We start from the raw sequence: 16,994 nt of genomic DNA, 5'->3' as shown, positions 1-16,994 counted from the left end.
CGCATTCTCGCTATCGACGCCCAAAGTCCGACAGGCTCCTAGAATCGACGCCTGTCTCCACCTTCCGCAAGCCTTTTCTCCTCATGAACATTCTTCGCTTTTCCGACCTGTGCGCGCAGGGCCTCGTGCGCGGCAAGCGCGTTTTCATCCGCAGCGACCTCAACGTGCCGCAGGACGACGCCGGCCGCATCACCGAAGACACGCGCATCCGCGCCTCCGTGCCCTGCATCCAGATGGCGCTCGATGCGGGCGCGGCCGTGATGGTCACGAGCCACCTGGGCCGCCCGACCGAGGGCCAGTTCAAGCCTGAAGACTCGCTCGCGCCCGTGGCCGAGCGCCTTTCCGAGCTGCTTGCGCGCACGGTGCCGCTGCAGCGCGACTGGGTCGATGGCGTGCAGCTCGCGCCCGGCGAGGTCGTGCTGCTCGAGAACTGCCGCCTCAACGTCGGCGAGAAGAAGAACGACCCTGCGCTCGCACGCAAGCTCGCCGCGCTGTGCGACATCTACGTGAACGACGCCTTCGGCACCGCGCACCGCGCCGAGGCCACCACCTACGGCATCGCGCAGTACGCGCCCATCGCCTGCGCGGGGCCGCTGCTGGCGGCCGAGATCGACGCCATCACGCGCGCGCTCGCCCAGCCCAAGCGCCCGCTCGTGGCCATCGTCGCGGGCTCCAAGGTCTCGACCAAGCTCACCATCCTGCAAAGCCTGGCGCAAAAGGTGGACCAGCTCATCGTGGGTGGCGGCATCGCCAACACCTTCCTGCTCGCCGCGGGTCTGCCCATAGGCAAGAGCCTGGCCGAGCCCGACCTGGTGGATGAGGCCAAGGCCGTGCTGGCGGCCATGCGTGCGCGCGGCGCCGAGGTGCCGATCCCGACCGACGTGGTCACGGCCAAGGTCTTTGCCGCCGACGCCCCGGCCACCGTGAAGCCGGCCACGGCCGTCGAGGCCGACGAGCTGATCCTCGACATCGGCCCCGAAACCGCGGCGCGCCTGGCCGCGCAGCTCAAGGCCGCAGGCACCATCGTGTGGAACGGCCCCGTGGGCGTGTTCGAGTTCCCGGCCTTCGAAAACGGCACGCGCACCCTCGCGCAGGCGATTGCGGCCTCGCCCGCGTTCAGCATCGCCGGCGGCGGCGACACGCTGGCCGCGATCGCCAAGTACGGCATCGACAAGCAGATCGGCTACATCTCCACGGGCGGCGGCGCGTTTCTCGAAGTGCTCGAGGGCAAGACGCTGCCCGCGTTCGAAATCCTCGAAAAACGCGCGGCCGAGGGGCTCCAGCCGGCGCCTGCGCTCTGAGCGCCTGTTCTCAACGCGAAAGGGCACACCATGGACTTTCTCGAGCTGCTGCGCACGGCCACGACGCGCAATGATTCCATGCTTTGCGTGGGGCTCGATCCCGACCCGGAGCGCTTTCCGGGCGCCTGGCGCGGCGACGCGCGCAAGATGTACGACTTCTGCGCCGCCATCGTGGACCACACGGCCGACCTGGTGTGCGCGTTCAAGCCGCAGATCGCCTACTTTGCCGCGCACGGCGCGGAGGAGCAGCTCGAGCGCCTGCTGCAGCACATCCGCTGCCACGCACCGCAGGTGCCGGTGATCCTGGACGCCAAGCGCGGCGACATCGGCGCCACGGCCGAGCAGTACGCGAAAGAGGCGTTCGAGCGCTACGGCGCCGACGCCGTCACGCTTTCGCCCTTCATGGGCTTCGACTCGGTCGCGCCCTACCTCGACTACCCCGGCAAGGGCGCGTTTTTGCTCTGCCGCACGTCCAACCCCGGCGGCGACGACCTGCAAAACCAGCGCCTCGCGGGCGTGCCCGGCGAACCGCTGTTGTATGAGCACATCGCGCGCCTGGCGCAAGGGCCGTGGAACCGCAATGGCCAGCTCGGCCTGGTGGTGGGCGCGACCTACCCGGCCGAGATCGAGCGCGTGCGCGCGCTCGCGCCCACGCTGCCGCTGCTGATCCCCGGCGTGGGCGCGCAGGGCGGCGACGCCGTGGCCACGGTGCGCGCCGGGCTGCGCGCCGAGGGGCCGATCATCGTCAACTCCTCGCGCGCCATCCTCTACGCCTCGGCCAAGGAGGACTTTGCCGCCGCCGCACGCGCCGAGGCACTGCGCACGCGCGACGCGCTCAACGCGGCGCGCGCAGGTGCTTCACAATAAATAGCTGCTTGTGCTTGATTTATCTGCCACTAAGCCGTTTTTGACAGATATTTTTGCAGATAGCGCCCGGTGTGGCTCGCCGGATTCGCCACGACGGCTTCGGGCGTGCCCACCGCCACCACGCGGCCGCCGCCCGCGCCGCCTTCGGGGCCCATGTCGATGAGCCAGTCGGCGGTCTTGATGACGTCGAGGTTGTGCTCGATCACGACGATGGTGTTGCCCGCGTCACGCAGCTGCTGCAGCACGTCGAGCAAGAGCGCGACGTCGGCAAAGTGCAGGCCCGTGGTTGGCTCGTCGAGGATGTAGAGCGTGCGCCCGGTGTCGCGGCGCGAGAGCTCCTGCGCGAGCTTGACGCGCTGCGCCTCGCCGCCAGAGAGCGTGGTCGCGGCCTGGCCCAGGCGCAGGTACGACAGGCCCACGTCGCGCAGCGTCTGCAGCTTGCGCGCGATCGCCGGCTGGTCTTTGAAAAAGCCCAGCGCGTCTTCCACCGTGAGGTCCAATATCTGCGCGATGTTGCGCCCTTTCCACTGCACTTCGAGCGTCTCGCGGTTGTAGCGCTGGCCGTGGCAGACCTCGCAGGGCACATAGACGTCGGGCAAAAAGTGCATCTCCACCTTCACCACGCCGTCGCCCTCGCAAGCCTCGCAGCGCCCGCCCGGCACGTTGAAGGAAAAGCGCCCCGGCCCATAGCCGCGCTCGCGCGCCGTGGGCACTTCGGCGAGCAGCTCGCGGATCGGCGTGAACAGGCCCGTGTACGTGGCCGGGTTGCTGCGCGGCGTGCGCCCTATGGGCGACTGATCGACGTTGATGACCTTGTCGAAGTATTCGAGGCCCTGCATGCCGCGGTGCGGCGCGGGCTCGTCGTGCGCGCGGTAGAGCTGGCGCGCCACGGCCTTGTAGAGCGTGTCGTTGACCAGCGTGCTCTTGCCCGAGCCCGACACACCCGTGACGCAGGTGAACAGACCCACGGGGAAGTCCACCGTCACGTCCTGCAGGTTGTGCCCCGTGGCGCCGACGATGCGCAGCGCTTGCAGGCCGCCCGATGCGCCCGCGCTGGCCGGGTCTGGAACATCGGCGGCTTGCATCGCTTGCACAGCTTGCACGCCCAGCGCCTGTTCCGGCGCCGCGGCGTCGGCGCGGGCACCATCGCCCGCGCTTTGGGGGCGCCGCCCGCGCCCTTTGCCCAGGTTTTTGCCCGCGTCCGGCGCCGCGGCGCGCACTGGCAACCAGGGCGTGCGCCGCGCGGGCACGGGGATGCATAGCGTGCCCGCGAGGTAGCGGCCCGTGGGCGAGTCGGGGTGCGCGCACAGCTCGGCCACGCTGCCTTGCGCCATCACGCGGCCGCCGTGCACGCCCGCGCCCGGCCCCATGTCGATCAGGTGGTCGGCGGCGCGCATCATGTCCTCGTCGTGCTCGACCACGATCACGCTGTTGCCCAGGTCGCGCAGGCGCTGCAAGGTCGCGATCAGGCGGTCGTTGTCGCGCTGGTGCAGGCCTATGCTGGGCTCGTCGAGCACGTACATCACGCCCGTGAGGCCCGAGCCGATCTGGCTCGCCAGGCGGATGCGCTGCGCCTCGCCGCCCGAGAGTGTCTCGGCGCTGCGCTCCAGGCTGAGGTAATCGAGCCCCACGCCGTTCAGAAACTGCAGCCGCGTGGCGATCTCGCGCACCACGGGCGCGGCGATGTCGGCCCTGGCGCCGCTGAGCTGCAGCTGCGCAAACCAGGCGTGCGCCTCGCCCAGCGTGGCGCGGCTGATCTCGTGGAGGGTGCGTGCCTGCGCGCTCTCGCCCACCTTCACGTGGCGCGCCTCGCGGCGCAGGCGCGCGCCCTGGCACTCGGGGCAGGGCTGGGTGCTGCGGTAGCGCGCAAGCTCCTCGCGCACCACGGCAGAGTCGGTCTCGCGGTAGCGCCGCGCCATGTTCGGCAAAATCCCTTCGAACGGGTGTTCCTTGAGCACCGTGCGCGCAGCGCCAGCCTTGCCTTGGCCGCTATCGAGTGGATAGCTGAAAGGGATGGCCTCGGTGCCCGATCCGTGCAAAATCACCTGCTGCACCCTGAGCGGCAGCGACTCGAACGGCGCTTCGAGGTCGAAGCCATAGTGCCGCGCCAGGCTCTCGAGCAGGCTGAAGTAGTAGGCGTTGCGCCGGTCCCAGCCCTTGAGCGCACCGCCCGCGAGGCTCAGCTCCGGGAAGGCGACCACGCGCGCGGGGTCGAACACCTCACAGTGGCCCAGCCCGTCGCACACCGGGCAGGCGCCCTGCGGCGAGTTGAACGAAAACAGCCGCGGCTCGAGCGGCGGCACGCTGTAGCTGCACACCGGGCAGGCGAACTGGCTGCTGAACCAGTGCTCCTTGCCGTCGTCCAGTTCGAGCACCAGCACACGCCCGCGCCCCTCGCTGCCGAGTTCGGCCAGCAGGCGCAGCGCGGCCTCGAGGCTTTCGGCCAGGCGCTGCTGCACCTCGGGGCGCACCTTGAGGCGGTCTATGACCACATCGACGTCGTGCTTCTCGGTCTTGCGCAGCGCGGGCAGCTCCTCGTGGGCATAGACCTTGCCATCGACGCGAAAGCGCACGTAGCCGCGCGCCTGCATCTGCGTGAACAGCTCGGTGAACTCGCCCTTCTTGCCGCGCGCCACGGGTGCAAGCACGAGGATGCGCGTATCGGCGGGCAGCGCGCACACGGCATCGACCATCTGGCTCACGGTCTGCGCCGCGAGCGGCAGGCCGTGCTCGGGGCAGTAGGGCGTGCCGGCGCGCGCGAACAGCAGGCGCAGGTAGTCGTGCACCTCGGTCACCGTGCCCACGGTGGAGCGCGGGTTGTGGCTGCTCGCTTTTTGCTCGATGCTGATCGCGGGCGACAGGCCTTCGATGCCATCGACGTCGGGCTTGTCCAGCCGCCCGAGGAACTGCCGCGCGTAGGTCGAAAGGCTCTCGACATAGCGGCGCTGGCCCTCGGCGTAGAGCGTGTCGAAGGCCAGGCTCGACTTGCCCGAGCCCGACAGCCCCGTGATCACCACGAGCTGGTGGCGCGGTATGTCCAGGCTGATGTTTTTGAGGTTGTGCGTGCGCGCGCCGCGGATGCGTATGGATGCCTGGACAGGCGCGCTTGGCGTGCCCGGTGCACCAGGCGCGGCAAGGCTGCGGTCGGCGGAGTCGGCGTTGGGGTGAGACACGAAAGAGTCGGCGGGGAAAACCTGCCATGATAGTCAGGCTTCTCACATTTGCTGCGTCTGCAGGCCGCACGCGGCGGAACTTTCGGCCGCGGACACACACTGACGCCGATAGGCGCACAATCCGGGCGCCCGCGCCGGGCGCACGTTTGCGGCCTGATTCAGCAGCTCCGCCGCGCCCGCCTTGCGCCCTCTTTTCTGCGCCTTTTTGCGCGGCCCGTTTTTTGCATGCCCGAACCCATCGTGTCCTCGCCCACCACTTCCCGCTCCCGCCCTGCGCCCGTTGCGGCGCGGCCGAAAAACCCCGCCACCACCATGACGGCGCTCGAGCGACGCTCTAGCGTGTCGCTCGCGCTGATCTTTGCGCTGCGCATGCTGGGCCTGTTCCTGGTGCTGCCGGTGTTCGCGCTCGAGGCGCGCAAGTACCCCGGCGGCGACGACCCGGCGCTGGTGGGCCTGGCCATGGGCATGTACGGGCTCACGCAGGCGGTGTTTCAGCTGCCGCTGGGCATGGCCTCGGACCGCTGGGGGCGCAAGCGCGTGATCGTCGCGGGGCTGCTGGTGTTCGCCGCGGGCAGCCTGATCGCCGCACTCGCGCACACGCTCACGGGCGTGCTCGCGGGCCGCGCGCTGCAGGGCGCAGGCGCGGTGTCGGCAGCCGTCACGGCGCTGCTGGCCGACCAGACGCGCGACGGCGTGCGCACCAAGGCCATGGCGCTCGTGGGCGGCAGCATAGGCCTGATGTTCGCCATCGCGCTTGTGGCGGCGCCTGCGCTGGCTGCGCACATCGGCCTTGCGGGCCTGTTCGGCCTGACCTGCGCGCTTGCGCTCGCGGGCGTGGCCGTGGTGCTGTGGTGGGTGCCGCCCGAGCCTGCGCAGCATGCAGAGGCCGCCACTGGCAAGGGGCAGGGCCGCCTGGCCGACGTGTGGACGCACCCCGACCTGCTGCGCCTGAATGTGGGCGTGTTCGCGCTGCACACGGTACAGCTGTGCATGTGGATGGCCGTGCCCGCGATGTTGGTGCAAGCCGGTCTACCCAAGGCGCAGCACTGGGAGGCCTATCTGCCCGCCGTGGTGCTGTCCTTCCTCGCGATGGGCGGGCTGTTCGCGCTCGAGCGGCGCGGGCGGCTGCGCGCGGCACTGCTCGGGGCGATTGGGTGCGTGCTGCTCGTGCAGGCGGCGCTGGGGCTGCTCGCGGCGAGCAGCTGGCACGCCACGCTGTGGCTGCTGGCGCCGCTGCTGTTCGTATTCTTTTGCGGCTTCAACGCGCTCGAGGCCACGCAGCCCAGCCTGGTCTCGCGCATGGCGCCGCCGCAGCTGCGCGGCGCGGCGCTGGGCAGCTACAACACCATGCAGTCGCTGGGCCTGTTTGCCGGCGGGGCGCTGGGCGGAGCCCTGGTGCGCTGGGCCGGCGCACCGGGCCTGTTCGCCGCAACCACCGCGCTCACAGCGCTGTGGCTCGCGCTGACCTGGCCGCTGCAGCCCGTGGGGCGCAGCGCGCCGGCGCCTCACTGAGCGGCTGAGAACGTACCTCCCTATTTCCCTGCAGCCGCATTGCCGGCAGCCCTGGGGTGTCGGCAAAAGCCCGCATTGCGGCACAATCAGGCGCCCGGCGCGCGCCGCGCATGGCGCGCCCACCCCCATCAAGGTAAAGCAACATGGCATCCGTGAACAAAGTCATCCTCGTCGGCAACCTGGGCCGCGACCCCGAAATGCGTTCCTTCCCGAACGGCGACCAGCTGGCCAACGTCACCATCGCCACGACGGACAAGTGGCGCGACAAGCAGAGCGGTGAAATGCGCGAGGCCACCGAGTGGCACCGCGTGGTCTTCTCCGGCCGCCTGGCCGAAGTCGTGGGCCAGTACCTGCGCAAGGGCTCGCAGGTCTATGTGGAAGGCTCCCTGCGCACGCGCAAGTGGACGGACCAGTCGGGCGTGGAGCGCTACAGCACCGAAATCCGCGCCGACCAGATGCAAATGCTCGGCAGCCGCCAGGGCATGGGTGGCCAGGGCGCAGCCCAGGGCGCTTACGACGACGGCGGCGGCTACGACAACGCCCCGCGCCGCGCCAGCCCGCCGCCCGCCCGCCCGGCGGCGCGCCCCGCGGCCCCTGCGCCCGCCGCGCCCATGGCCCCGGCGGCGCCGGCTTCGTCGGGCTTCGACGACATGGACGACGACATTCCGTTTTGAAATTCCGCGCGGGCGGGCTGAAACTTTCGTTCAGCCTTCTCGCACCAGCACCTCGCCGCGCAGCGTATAGACCTTGGCTTCGGTGATGTGCACGTCCACCATCTGCCCGACGAGGCGCGCCGGCCCCGGAAAGTTGACCACGCGGTTGCATTCGGTGCGGCCCATGAGCTCGCTCGCGTCGCGCTTGGAGCGGCCTTCGACGAGCACGCGCTGCACCGTGCCGACGCGGCTCGCGCTGATGCGCTGGATGTGCGCGTTGATGGTGGCCTGCAGCTCTTGCAGGCGGCGCAGTTTGACCTCTTGCGGCGTGTCGTCGTGCAGGCTGGCCGCGGGCGTGCCGGGGCGCGGGCTGAAGACGAAGCTGAAGCTGTTGTCGAACTCCAGCTCCTCCACGAGGCGCATGAGGCGCGCAAAATCTTCCTCGGTCTCGCCCGGAAAGCCAACGATGAAGTCGCTGGCGAGTGCCAGCCCGGGGCGGATTGCGCGCAGCTTGCGCACCGTGCTTTTGTATTCCATGGCGGTGTAGCCGCGCTTCATGGCCATGAGGATGCGGTCGCTGCCGTGCTGCACGGGCAGGTGCAGATGGCTCACGAGTTGGGGGATGCGCGCGTAGGCTTCGATCAGCCGCGGCGTGAACTCGTTGGGGTGGCTGGTGGTATAGCGGATGCGCTCTATGCCCGGAATCTCGGCCACGTATTCGAGCAGCAGGGCAAAGTCCGCGATCTCGGCCGATTCGCCCATCGCGCCGCGGTAGGCGTTCACGTTCTGGCCCAGCAGCGTGACCTCCTTCACGCCCTGGTCGGCCAGGCCCGCGACCTCGACGAGCACGTCGTCGAGCGGGCGCGAGACCTCCTCGCCGCGCGTGTACGGTACGACGCAGTAGCTGCAGTATTTGCTGCAGCCTTCCATGATCGAGACGAAGGCGCTCGCGCCCTCGACGCGCGCGGGCGGCAGGTGGTCGAACTTTTCGATCTCGGGAAAGCTGATGTCCACCTGCGGGCGGTTTTGGCGCTCTCGTTGCGAAAGCAGCTCAGGCAGACGGTGCAAGGTCTGCGGGCCGAAAACGATGTCCACATAGGGGGCGCGCGCGATGATCTCCTCGCCCTCCTGGCTGGCCACGCAGCCGCCCACGCCGATCTGCACGCCGCGCGCCTTGAGGTGCTTGAAGCGCCCCAGGTCGCTGAACACCTTTTCCTGCGCCTTTTCGCGCACCGAGCAGGTGTTGAACAAGATCAGGTCGGCCTCTTCGGGCTCCTGCGTGGGCTCGTAGCCCGCGGCGGCGTGCAGCACGTCGAGCATCTTGTCCGAGTCGTACTCGTTCATCTGGCAGCCGAAGGTTTTGATGAAAACTTTTTTGGGCATGGCGCAATCGGGAATGAGAAAAAGGGGAAGCGAAAGCGGAAGCGGTGGAAAACGGCAGACGGAAAACGGCAAACGGCGCCCGCACGGGGCGCAGTTGCGGGCATGGCGGCCGCATGGCGCGGCGCCATGTGCGGACGGGCTATTTGGCCGGGCGCGGCTGCGCGGCCTCGGCTTCGGTCAGTATCCAGGCCGTGAGCAGCATGCCCGTGGAGGGCTCGATCACGTAGTTGACCTTGAAGCTCTGCCCCATCACGGTGTGCAGCATGACCAGGCTGTTTTGCGGGCTGAACAGGCGCATGCCCGGCGCCATGCGGATGGCATTACCGTTGAGCTCGGCATCCACGGTGCTCACGACAGTGAGCTTGCCGCGCACTGCGGCCTCGGGGAAGTTGCGCACATTGCCAAGACCAAACGGAACTTGCTGCGCCAAAACCTGCGGTGCAGACAAGGCCGCAGCGAGAGCGAATGCCAGGCTCCACGCGCCAAGGCGCGGAGCAGAAAGACGGCGAGGGGAATCACAGCGTTGCATGGTGTTTATCCAGTGGCTGAAGGCGCGCATTGTAGTTGCCGCCGTCCTGCGACAATCGCGGGGTGCGCCGGGCGTTCGCCGCCGAATGTCCGGCGCCGTTTGTTTTGACATGGGTCGTCCTTATGTAGAAAGACAAGCGGCAGCCGCCGCGCCGGCCCATAAACCCAGAAAGGAACCCCACATGCAAGTGCAAGTCCACACCGACGACAAAATCCACGGCGGCGAATCGCTGGCCCAATGGGCGCAGAGCGAGTTGCAAGACCGCCTCGCACGCTTTCGCGAGCACCTGACGCGCGTGGAAGTCTTTTTCACCGACGAAAACAGCACCAAGGGCGGCCTCGACAAGCGCTGCCGCCTCGAAGCGCGCGTGGCCGGCCGCCCGCCCGTGGCCGTGACGGCCGAGGCCGAAAAAGTGGCCGAAGCGCTGACCAAGGCCGCCGACAAGCTGATCCACGCGCTCGACTCCGACCTGGGCCGCGCCAAGGACCACCACGGCCACGACACCATCCGCACGCAGGGCACGGGCGAGTGACGTAAAAAAACCCACCCGCGCATGCGCAGCGGGTGGGCTCGGCAGCCTGTCTGACACTGACGGGCTGCGCACGCGCCGGCGGCGAACATGCCGACGCTTTGGCAGATTTTTCGGCGGCTTACTTGCCCGCCACCACACGTGCCATTTCGAGGCACTTGTTCGAATAACCCCATTCGTTGTCGTACCAGCTCACGACCTTCATGAAGGTGCCGTCGAGCGCGATGCCGGCTGCGGCGTCGAACACGCTGGTGCAGACTTCGCCACGGAAGTCGGTGGCCACGACCGCTTCTTCGGTGTAGCCGAGCACGCCCTTGAGCGCGCCCTGGCTCTGCGCCTTCATCTCGGCGCAGATGTCGGCGTAAGAAGCCTCTTTGGCCAGTTCCACGGTCAAGTCGACCACCGACACGTCCGAGGTGGGCACGCGGAACGACATGCCCGTGAGCTTGCCCTTGAGTTCGGGCAGCACCACACCCACAGCCTTGGCCGCGCCGGTCGAGCTGGGGATGATGTTTTCGAGGATGCCGCGGCCGCCGCGCCAGTCTTTATGGCTCGGGCCATCGACGGTTTTCTGCGTGGCCGTGGCGGCGTGCACGGTGGTCATGAGGCCGCGCTTGATGCCCCACTTGTCGTGGAGCACCTTGGCCACGGGTGCGAGGCAGTTGGTGGTGCAGCTGGCGTTGCTGATGATGGCCTGGCCCGCGTACTTCTCGTGGTTCACGCCGAAGACGAACATGGGCGTGTCGTCCTTGCTCGGGGCCGACATGATGACCTTTTTGGCGCCTGCGGCCAGGTGCTTTTCGGCGTTGGCCTTGTCGAGGAACAGGCCCGTGGATTCGATCACCACGTCGGCACCGACCTCGCCCCACTTCAGGTTGGCCGGGTCACGCTCCTGCGTGAGACGGATTTTTTTGCCGTTGACCACCAGGGTGCCGCCTTCGACGCTCACCTCGCCCTTGAAGCGGCCGTGCACGCTGTCGTACTTCAGCATGTAGGCCAGATAGTCGGGATCGAGCAGGTCGTTGATGCCCACGACTTCGATGTCGGAAAAGTTTTGCACAGCGGCGCGGAACACCATGCGCCCGATGCGGCCGAAGCCGTTGATGCCGATCTTGATTGCCATAGCTCTGTCTCTCCAGGTTGCTTGTGAAAATGTGGATGCGCGCGCTTACTTGCGCTTGTTCTTGCTCTTGTTTTTGTCTTTGGCCTTGTGCTTGCCGTGGCCCTTGTCATGGCCTTTGTCATGGCCCTTGCCCTGTGCTTCGGCAGCGCCTGCGAGCACGGTCTGCACGATGGCGGCAAGGTTTTCCGCGGTGAAGCCGAAGTGCTGCAGCAGCGCCGGCGCAGGGGCCGATTCGCCGAAACGGTCGAGCCCGAGCACGGCGGCGCAGCCGTACTTCCACCAGCCCTCGGTCACACCCATTTCCACGGCGACGCGCGGAATGCCGGCCGGCAGCACGGACAGTTTGTAGTCCACCGATTCACGATCAAAAACGGTGGTACTCGGCATGGATACTACGCGCACAGCTATTTTTTTGGATGCAAGCAAGTGCTGCGCCGCAAGCGCGAGCTGCACTTCGGAGCCGGTCGCGATCAGCACGGCCTGCGCCGGCTGCTTGAGCCCCGCGTCCGCCGGCTCGCTGAGCACGTAGGCGCCGCGGCGGATGTCTTCCAGGTTGCGCTTGGGCGCATAGGCAAGGTTCTGGCGCGACAGCAGCAGCGCCGTGGGCCGGTCGTCCTGCGCCAGCGCCGCGCCCCAGGCGACAGCCGTCTCGGCCGTGTCGGCGGGGCGCCAGACTTCCAGGCGCGGGATCAGGCGCAGGCTGGCCGCGTGCTCCACGGGCTGGTGCGTGGGGCCGTCCTCGCCCAGCCCGATGGAGTCGTGCGTGAACACGTGGATCACGCGCTGGTGCATCAGCGCGGCCATGCGTACGGCGTTGCGGCTGTAGTCGCTGAAGGTCATGAAGGTGCCGCCGTAGGGAATGTAGCCGCCGTGCAGCGCGACGCCGTTCATGATCGCGGCCATGCCGAACTCGCGCACGCCGTAATTGATGTGCCGCCCGCCCACGCTGCGGCCGCCCGGCTGCGTGGTCTGCACCACCTGGCCTTGCGCGTCGAAGCGCAGGTTGGGCGTGTGGCTGGTGTTGGTGAGGTTCGAGCCCGTGAGGTCGGCGCTGCCGCCGAGCAACTCGGGCAGCGCGGCCGTGAAGGCTTCGAGCACGATCTGGCTGGCCTTGCGCGTGGCCACGGTCTCGGCCTTGGCATGCAGCGCGGCGACGGTGCCCTGCACCAGCTCGGCAAAGTGTGCCGGCAGCTCGCCGTGCATGCGGCGCGTGAACTCGGCCGCAAGCTCGGGGTACGCGGCACGGTACGCGGCAAAGTGCTGGGCCCATTCGGCCTCGGCGGCCTGGCCGCGCGGCTTCGCGTCCCAGTGGGCATAGACGTCCGCCGGGATCGTGAAGGGCGGATAGTCCCAGCCGAGCGCCGCGCGCGTTTGCGCGATCTCGTCGGCGCCCAGCGGCTCGCCATGTGCCTTGGCCGTGTTGGCGCGGTTGGGCGAGCCCTTGCCGATGTGCGTCTTGCAGATGATGAGCGTGGGCTGCAGCGACTGCGCGCGCGCCTGGGCAATCGCCGCGGCCACCTGCGGCGCGTCGTGCCCATCGACGGGGCCCAGCACATTCCAGCCGCAGGCGGCAAAGCGCTGCGCCGTGTTGTCGATGAACCAGGGCGTGACCTCGCCGTCGATGCTGATGCCGTTGTCGTCGTAGAGCGCGATCAGCTTGCCCAGCTTCCAGGCGCCGGCCAGCGCCACGGCCTCGTGGCTGATGCCTTCCATCATGCAGCCGTCGCCCAGAAAGGCGTAGGTGTGGTGATCGACCACGCTGTGACCCGGACGGTTGAACTCGGCCGCCAGCAGCTTTTCGGCCAGCGCCATGCCCACGGCATTGGCGATGCCCTGGCCCAGCGGGCCCGTGGTGGTCTCCACGCCCGGCGTCACGTCCACCTCGGGGTGGCCCGGCGTCTTGCTGTGCAACTGGCGGAATTTTTTGATCTCGTCCAGCGGCAGGTCGTAGCCCGTGAGGTGCAGCAGCGCGTACAGCAGCATGGAGGCATGGCCGTTGCTGAGCACGAAGCGGTCGCGGTCGAACCAGCGCGGGTTCGCGGGGTTGTGACGCAGGTGCCCGCCCCACAAGGCCACGGCCATCTCGGCCATGCCCATGGGCGCGCCCGGGTGGCCCGAGTTGGCTTGCTGTACGGCATCCATGGCCAAGGCGCGGATCGCGTTCGCCATGCGTTGTTGTTCTGGAGAGTTGGCCATGGGAAGAGGGGCTCCAAAGGAGGCAAAAGTCGAGGAAAGCGGCCGATTTTACCGACGCGCCTTTGTGGACCCTCTGCGGCCTCTTGCGACAGGCTCCTAGCTATTGCCACCAGCACCAGAAATTTTTGTTGCAAACTGGGCCTCGATGTCCATCGCGCCGTGCACGATGCGCACGATACGCACCAGGCCCGCCTCCTCGTAGAAAACCACGAGGTAGTTGCCGTGAGCGCAGGAGCGCATGCCCTTGCCGAGTTCCGGCCGCGGTTGATAGGCTTGGGGTGCCTGGGTCAGCTTGCGGCATTGCGCGCGCAGCTCGCGCACGAAGCTGGCCGCTCGGCGGGGGTTGTTTCGGGCGATGTAAAGACCAATTTCACTCAAGTCTTTCTTCGATTGAGGTGTATAGATCAGGCGCGTCATCCGGCTTTTTCCGCCATGGCTTGCAACCGCGCTTCCAGTTCGTCAAACACCTCCTCTTCCGACAGATCTGGCCCGCTGGCCAAACCCACCGCAACGGCCTCGCGCAAGGCCTGCAGTTTGGCGGCCTGTTCGGCTTCGCGCTCTTCGAGCAGGCGCAGCCCGGCACGCACCACCTCGCTGACGTTGTTGAAGCGGCCCGATTCGACCTGCTGGCGGACAAAGGCTTCGAAATGGGGGCTGAGCGCCACACTGGTCGGCATCGCGGTTTCTCCTGCAAGTTAATAACCAATATTAAAAATGGTCTGCCGACCACCTGTCAAGACGCCGCGCTTCGCTTCGTGCTCGCAACATCCGCGCTGCACCGCCATGCACCGCCATGCCCCACCGTGCCCTACAGTGCGCCCCATGCCCGACAAGTCCAAGCCTCTTTCCGCGCCCACGCCCCAAGTCCCCGCCATGCTGCTCGCCGCAGGCCGCGGCGAGCGCATGCGGCCGTTGACCGACCACACGCCCAAACCCCTGCTGCGCGTGCAGGGACGCCCGCTGCTCGAATGGCACCTGCGCGCATTGGCCGCGGCAGGCGTCACGCAGACCGTCATCAACACCGCCTGGCTGGGAGAGCAGGTCAGTGCCCATTTTTCAGATCATTTTGCCCTCCAAGGCACTACTGACGAGCGCAAGCAGCTATCGATTTCATACTCGCACGAAGGCCGCGACTTCGGCGCCGCGCTCGAGACCGCCGGCGGCATCGCACGCGCGCTGCCGCTGCTGGGCCCGGTGTTCTGGCTCGCGGCGGGCGACGTGTTTGCGCCCGACTTCGCCTTTGCCGCCGCCGAGGTGCAGCGCTTTGCCGCGAGCGCCCACCTGGCGCACCTGTGGCTGGTGCCCAACCCGGCGCACCATGCGCGCGGCGACTTCGGCCTCTCGCCCGCGGGCCTTGCACTCAACCTGCCGCCGCAAGACCCCGCGCCGCGCTACACCTACAGCACCATCGCGCTGCTGCGCGCCGAACTCTTCACACCGCCCTGGTGCGACATCCCGCCCGGCAACCCCGCCGGCGTGGCCGCGCCCCTCGCCCCCCTGCTGCGCCGCGCCATGGACCAGCGCCGCGTGAGCGCCGCGCTCTACACCGGCCGCTGGACCGACGTGGGCACGCCCGAGCGGCTGGCGGCGCTGAATGGGTAGGCTGGCACGGCCCCATACGCCCGCCCACAAGTTTTCACGCCTCGATGGCCCGCGTCCCTCCGCATTTCGTCTGCGCATAACGGCTGCAACCCCAAAACGGCTTGCCGGCATTGGCGCCCCGGTGGGCCAAGCGCCGCACCATTGGACTGCCACACAGCGGGCAAACCGGCGCTGCCGCTGGCGCAGCAGTCGCAGCTGCAGCCGCAGCCGGTGCGCTTGTGGCTTTTTCCTTGTCTGCGACCGCGGGCCGCGCGGCATCGATCATCTTCTTCAGCGCAGGGCCGTCGATCAGTTCGATGTTTCGTCCTTGCGCAAAATTGCGCGCCGGTTCTGTAAAGGTGCCGGAAGTGACCACAAAGCCGCCGGCTGCCCCTTGCGCCGCCATCACGCCATAGAGCTCGCGCACGACCTCCACGGACACCTGGAATGCCTTCCAGCGCTTGCATTGGACGAGGAAAGTTTCGCCGCCCTTGGTCAATGTCAGGTCCACACCGCCGTCGGCACCATTCCCGCCCAATTCGGTCACGGCATAGCCGCGCAGGCGGAAAGCCTCGCCAACGAGAAGTTCGAAATCGCGCCAGCCCATGGTGCGCAGCGCCGCGCCCGTGGCATCGTTGCCCACTTCGGCAATCAACCCCTGCCGCTTGCGCCGGCCAATGGCAGAGGCCGCCGCCGCCGCCAACAGGATGAAGGGAACCAGATATTGCCCGCCCACGGCCAGCCCTTTGATCACCATCGCGGACAGCATGTCGCCCCCTTTTTGCCCTGCCGAAAGCGTGGTGGGCACCTCCATCACGGCATACCGGTGCAGCACCGCGTAGGCAATGACGGCCAACACCACGCCCACCCACCACGGCAAGGCTGCCGTCAAGTCGAACAAAGCATCGGCCAAGCCGCTTTCCTTTCTTCTCGCCATGTACCTCTCCTTGCTGATCGTGTGATTTCTTCAACCTGCCGGCAGGACAGCCCGCCGGCACGCGAGCGCATTTTCGCTGCGCGTCAAAGCAGAAGAAGCTCCGGGGCCTCCTTGCGTCCCGATATGCTCTCGGGCCACCGATTACATTTTGCCGCCGCAAACCAAACACCCCCCATGAACTTCGCCACCCGCCTCCAGCAACTCCCCGCCATCGCCCACCTCGCTGCCCTGCAGCTGCTCGACGCACAAGGCCAGGTTGTGGCCACGATAGAAAACAAGCCCGGACAGGCCGGCTCGCTGGCCGTGTACCACGCCCTGGCGCAAAAACACGGTGGCGCCATCACGCCTGCCGCGGCGGCCGAGGGGCTGCAGTGGTACGGCGAGCACCTGGCCGACGCCCAGGCCCACCCCGGCAAACACCCCAACATCGACCGCCTGCTCGCCTGGGCCGCAGGCAGCGCGAGCTATGGGGTCAAGTTGGTGGCAGGCTGAGTGGGCCAACACGCCAAAGGTTTTTATCGCACTTAGTGCGACAATACGAATGCGGATATTCAAGACCAAAACCTTCGCGCGCTGGGCTGCCAAGGCAGATGTCAGCGACGGAGCGCTCTTGGGTGCCGTGGCACAGATGGAAAGTGGTCTGATCGATGCAGACCTCGGCGCCAACCTGTTCAAGCAGCGGGTCGCGCTGCCCGGGCGCGGCAAAAGCGGCAGCTCGCGCACCATTGTTGCCACGAAATTTGCCGGTACGCTGTTCTTCTTGTATGGCTTCGAAAAGAATGAGCGTGACAACATCAGCGACAAAGAACTGCAATTGTTCAAACTGGTTGCCGAGGCGCTGCTCGGGCTGGATGCAACAGCCTTGGACAGCGCGCTCGCACGCGGAGAATTGAAGGAGTTGGGCCATGCGCAAACGCATGATTGACGAGTTGCACACCACGATGCGCGGCCTGCATGCGGCGGGTGCCATCGACAAGCAAACCCTGCGTGATTTCGAACTGCGCGCACTGCCGCCGCCCTCGTACACGGCCGAGGCCATACGTGCGCTGCGCGAGCGCCTGCACGTGAGCCAGGGTGTTTTTGCCGCGTACCTCAATGCCAGCGTTTCCACCGTGCAGAAGTGGGAAAACGGCGAGAAGAAACCCAGCGGCGCGGCATTGCGCCTGCTGTCGCTGATCGACCGCAAGGGGCTGGAAGTGCTGGCCTGAGA

General features: G+C 67.6%; 17 protein-coding genes. 9 read left to right on the top strand and 8 right to left on the bottom strand.

Annotated elements, in window-relative coordinates:
• Positions 1-83 precede the first annotated feature (83 nt).
• Positions 84-1,301 carry a phosphoglycerate kinase gene (locus PYV55_RS06770; RefSeq protein ID WP_275849931.1) on the top strand — a complete coding sequence of 406 codons (1,218 nt, stop codon included), beginning with the start codon at positions 84-86 and terminating at the stop codon, positions 1,299-1,301.
• Between the two features lie 30 nt (positions 1,302-1,331).
• Positions 1,332-2,168: an orotidine-5'-phosphate decarboxylase gene (gene pyrF, locus PYV55_RS06765; RefSeq protein WP_275849930.1), complete on the top strand. Its 837-nt coding sequence runs from the start codon at positions 1,332-1,334 to the stop codon at positions 2,166-2,168.
• Positions 2,169-2,197: 29 nt separating this feature from the next.
• Here the strand turns inward: pyrF and uvrA are convergent, their stop codons facing one another.
• Complete coding sequence (uvrA, locus tag PYV55_RS06760; RefSeq protein WP_275849967.1) at positions 2,198-5,254, bottom strand: excinuclease ABC subunit UvrA; 3,057 nt, start codon at positions 5,252-5,254, stop codon at positions 2,198-2,200.
• 399 nt (positions 5,255-5,653) lie between these two features.
• Between uvrA and PYV55_RS06755 the strand changes: the two genes are divergently transcribed.
• Both PYV55_RS06755 and ssb read left to right on the top strand, forming a co-directional pair.
• On the top strand, positions 5,654-6,853 hold the full coding sequence (locus PYV55_RS06755; protein ID WP_275849966.1) for an MFS transporter: 1,200 nt from the start codon (positions 5,654-5,656) through the stop codon (positions 6,851-6,853).
• A gap of 143 nt (positions 6,854-6,996) precedes the next feature.
• Positions 6,997-7,527: a single-stranded DNA-binding protein gene (gene ssb, locus PYV55_RS06750; protein WP_275849929.1), complete on the top strand. Its 531-nt coding sequence runs from the start codon at positions 6,997-6,999 to the stop codon at positions 7,525-7,527.
• A gap of 30 nt (positions 7,528-7,557) precedes the next feature.
• On the opposite strand, the gene miaB is transcribed toward ssb, so the two are convergent.
• Positions 7,558-8,889, bottom strand: a complete 1,332-nt coding sequence (gene miaB, locus PYV55_RS06745; protein WP_275849928.1) for a tRNA (N6-isopentenyl adenosine(37)-C2)-methylthiotransferase MiaB — start codon at positions 8,887-8,889, stop codon at positions 7,558-7,560.
• Between the two features lie 139 nt (positions 8,890-9,028).
• Positions 9,029-9,418, bottom strand: a complete 390-nt coding sequence (locus PYV55_RS06740; protein ID WP_275849927.1) for a hypothetical protein — start codon at positions 9,416-9,418, stop codon at positions 9,029-9,031.
• Between the two features lie 181 nt (positions 9,419-9,599).
• On the opposite strand from PYV55_RS06740, the gene PYV55_RS06735 reads away from it, so the two are divergent.
• A complete protein-coding gene (locus PYV55_RS06735) occupies positions 9,600-9,950 on the top strand; it encodes an HPF/RaiA family ribosome-associated protein (RefSeq protein ID WP_275849926.1) in 351 nt (116 codons plus the stop codon).
• 118 nt (positions 9,951-10,068) lie between these two features.
• Here PYV55_RS06735 and gap read toward each other — a convergent pair whose 3' ends face one another.
• The 4 genes from gap to PYV55_RS06715 all read right to left on the bottom strand — a co-directional run bounded on the left by gap (position 10,069) and on the right by PYV55_RS06715 (position 13,943).
• Complete coding sequence (gap, locus tag PYV55_RS06730; protein ID WP_275849925.1) at positions 10,069-11,070, bottom strand: type I glyceraldehyde-3-phosphate dehydrogenase; 1,002 nt, start codon at positions 11,068-11,070, stop codon at positions 10,069-10,071.
• A gap of 45 nt (positions 11,071-11,115) precedes the next feature.
• The gene (gene tkt / locus PYV55_RS06725) at positions 11,116-13,266 is read right to left on the bottom strand and encodes a transketolase (protein ID WP_275849924.1); all 2,151 of its coding nucleotides are present in this window, start codon (positions 13,264-13,266) and stop codon (positions 11,116-11,118) included.
• Positions 13,267-13,362: 96 nt separating this feature from the next.
• The gene (locus PYV55_RS06720; RefSeq protein ID WP_275849923.1) at positions 13,363-13,683 is read right to left on the bottom strand and encodes a type II toxin-antitoxin system RelE/ParE family toxin; all 321 of its coding nucleotides are present in this window, start codon (positions 13,681-13,683) and stop codon (positions 13,363-13,365) included.
• On the bottom strand, positions 13,680-13,943 hold the full coding sequence (locus PYV55_RS06715) for a type II toxin-antitoxin system ParD family antitoxin (RefSeq protein WP_275849922.1): 264 nt from the start codon (positions 13,941-13,943) through the stop codon (positions 13,680-13,682). The genes PYV55_RS06720 and PYV55_RS06715 overlap by 4 nt, the downstream gene beginning before the upstream one ends.
• Positions 13,944-14,088: 145 nt before the next feature.
• Here PYV55_RS06715 and PYV55_RS06710 point away from each other — a divergent pair, with 145 nt between their 5' ends.
• Positions 14,089-14,868, top strand: coding sequence for a nucleotidyltransferase family protein (locus PYV55_RS06710; RefSeq protein ID WP_275849921.1), 780 nt, complete (start codon positions 14,089-14,091; stop codon positions 14,866-14,868).
• A gap of 34 nt (positions 14,869-14,902) precedes the next feature.
• Here PYV55_RS06710 and PYV55_RS06705 read toward each other — a convergent pair whose 3' ends face one another.
• A complete protein-coding gene (locus PYV55_RS06705) occupies positions 14,903-15,727 on the bottom strand; it encodes a restriction endonuclease (RefSeq protein ID WP_407066778.1) in 825 nt (274 codons plus the stop codon).
• 231 nt (positions 15,728-15,958) lie between these two features.
• On the opposite strand from PYV55_RS06705, the gene PYV55_RS06700 reads away from it, so the two are divergent.
• The 3 genes from PYV55_RS06700 to PYV55_RS06690 are packed head-to-tail and all read left to right on the top strand — an operon-like array spanning position 15,959 to position 16,992.
• Positions 15,959-16,276, top strand: a complete 318-nt coding sequence (locus tag PYV55_RS06700) for a DUF2322 family protein (RefSeq protein WP_275849919.1) — start codon at positions 15,959-15,961, stop codon at positions 16,274-16,276.
• Between the two features lie 49 nt (positions 16,277-16,325).
• On the top strand, positions 16,326-16,709 hold the full coding sequence (locus PYV55_RS06695; RefSeq protein WP_275849918.1) for a type II toxin-antitoxin system RelE/ParE family toxin: 384 nt from the start codon (positions 16,326-16,328) through the stop codon (positions 16,707-16,709).
• Positions 16,690-16,992 (top strand): helix-turn-helix domain-containing protein, encoded by a 303-nt coding sequence (locus tag PYV55_RS06690; RefSeq protein WP_275849917.1) that lies wholly within the window; start codon positions 16,690-16,692, stop codon positions 16,990-16,992. The genes PYV55_RS06695 and PYV55_RS06690 overlap by 20 nt, the downstream gene beginning before the upstream one ends.
• Positions 16,993-16,994 lie beyond the last annotated feature (2 nt).

The organism is Extensimonas soli (assembly GCF_029211265.1).
In the GTDB taxonomy this organism is placed as follows: Bacteria; Pseudomonadota; Gammaproteobacteria; order Burkholderiales; family Burkholderiaceae_C; genus Extensimonas; species Extensimonas soli.
This window is presented reverse-complemented; position numbering and strand designations above follow the sequence as displayed.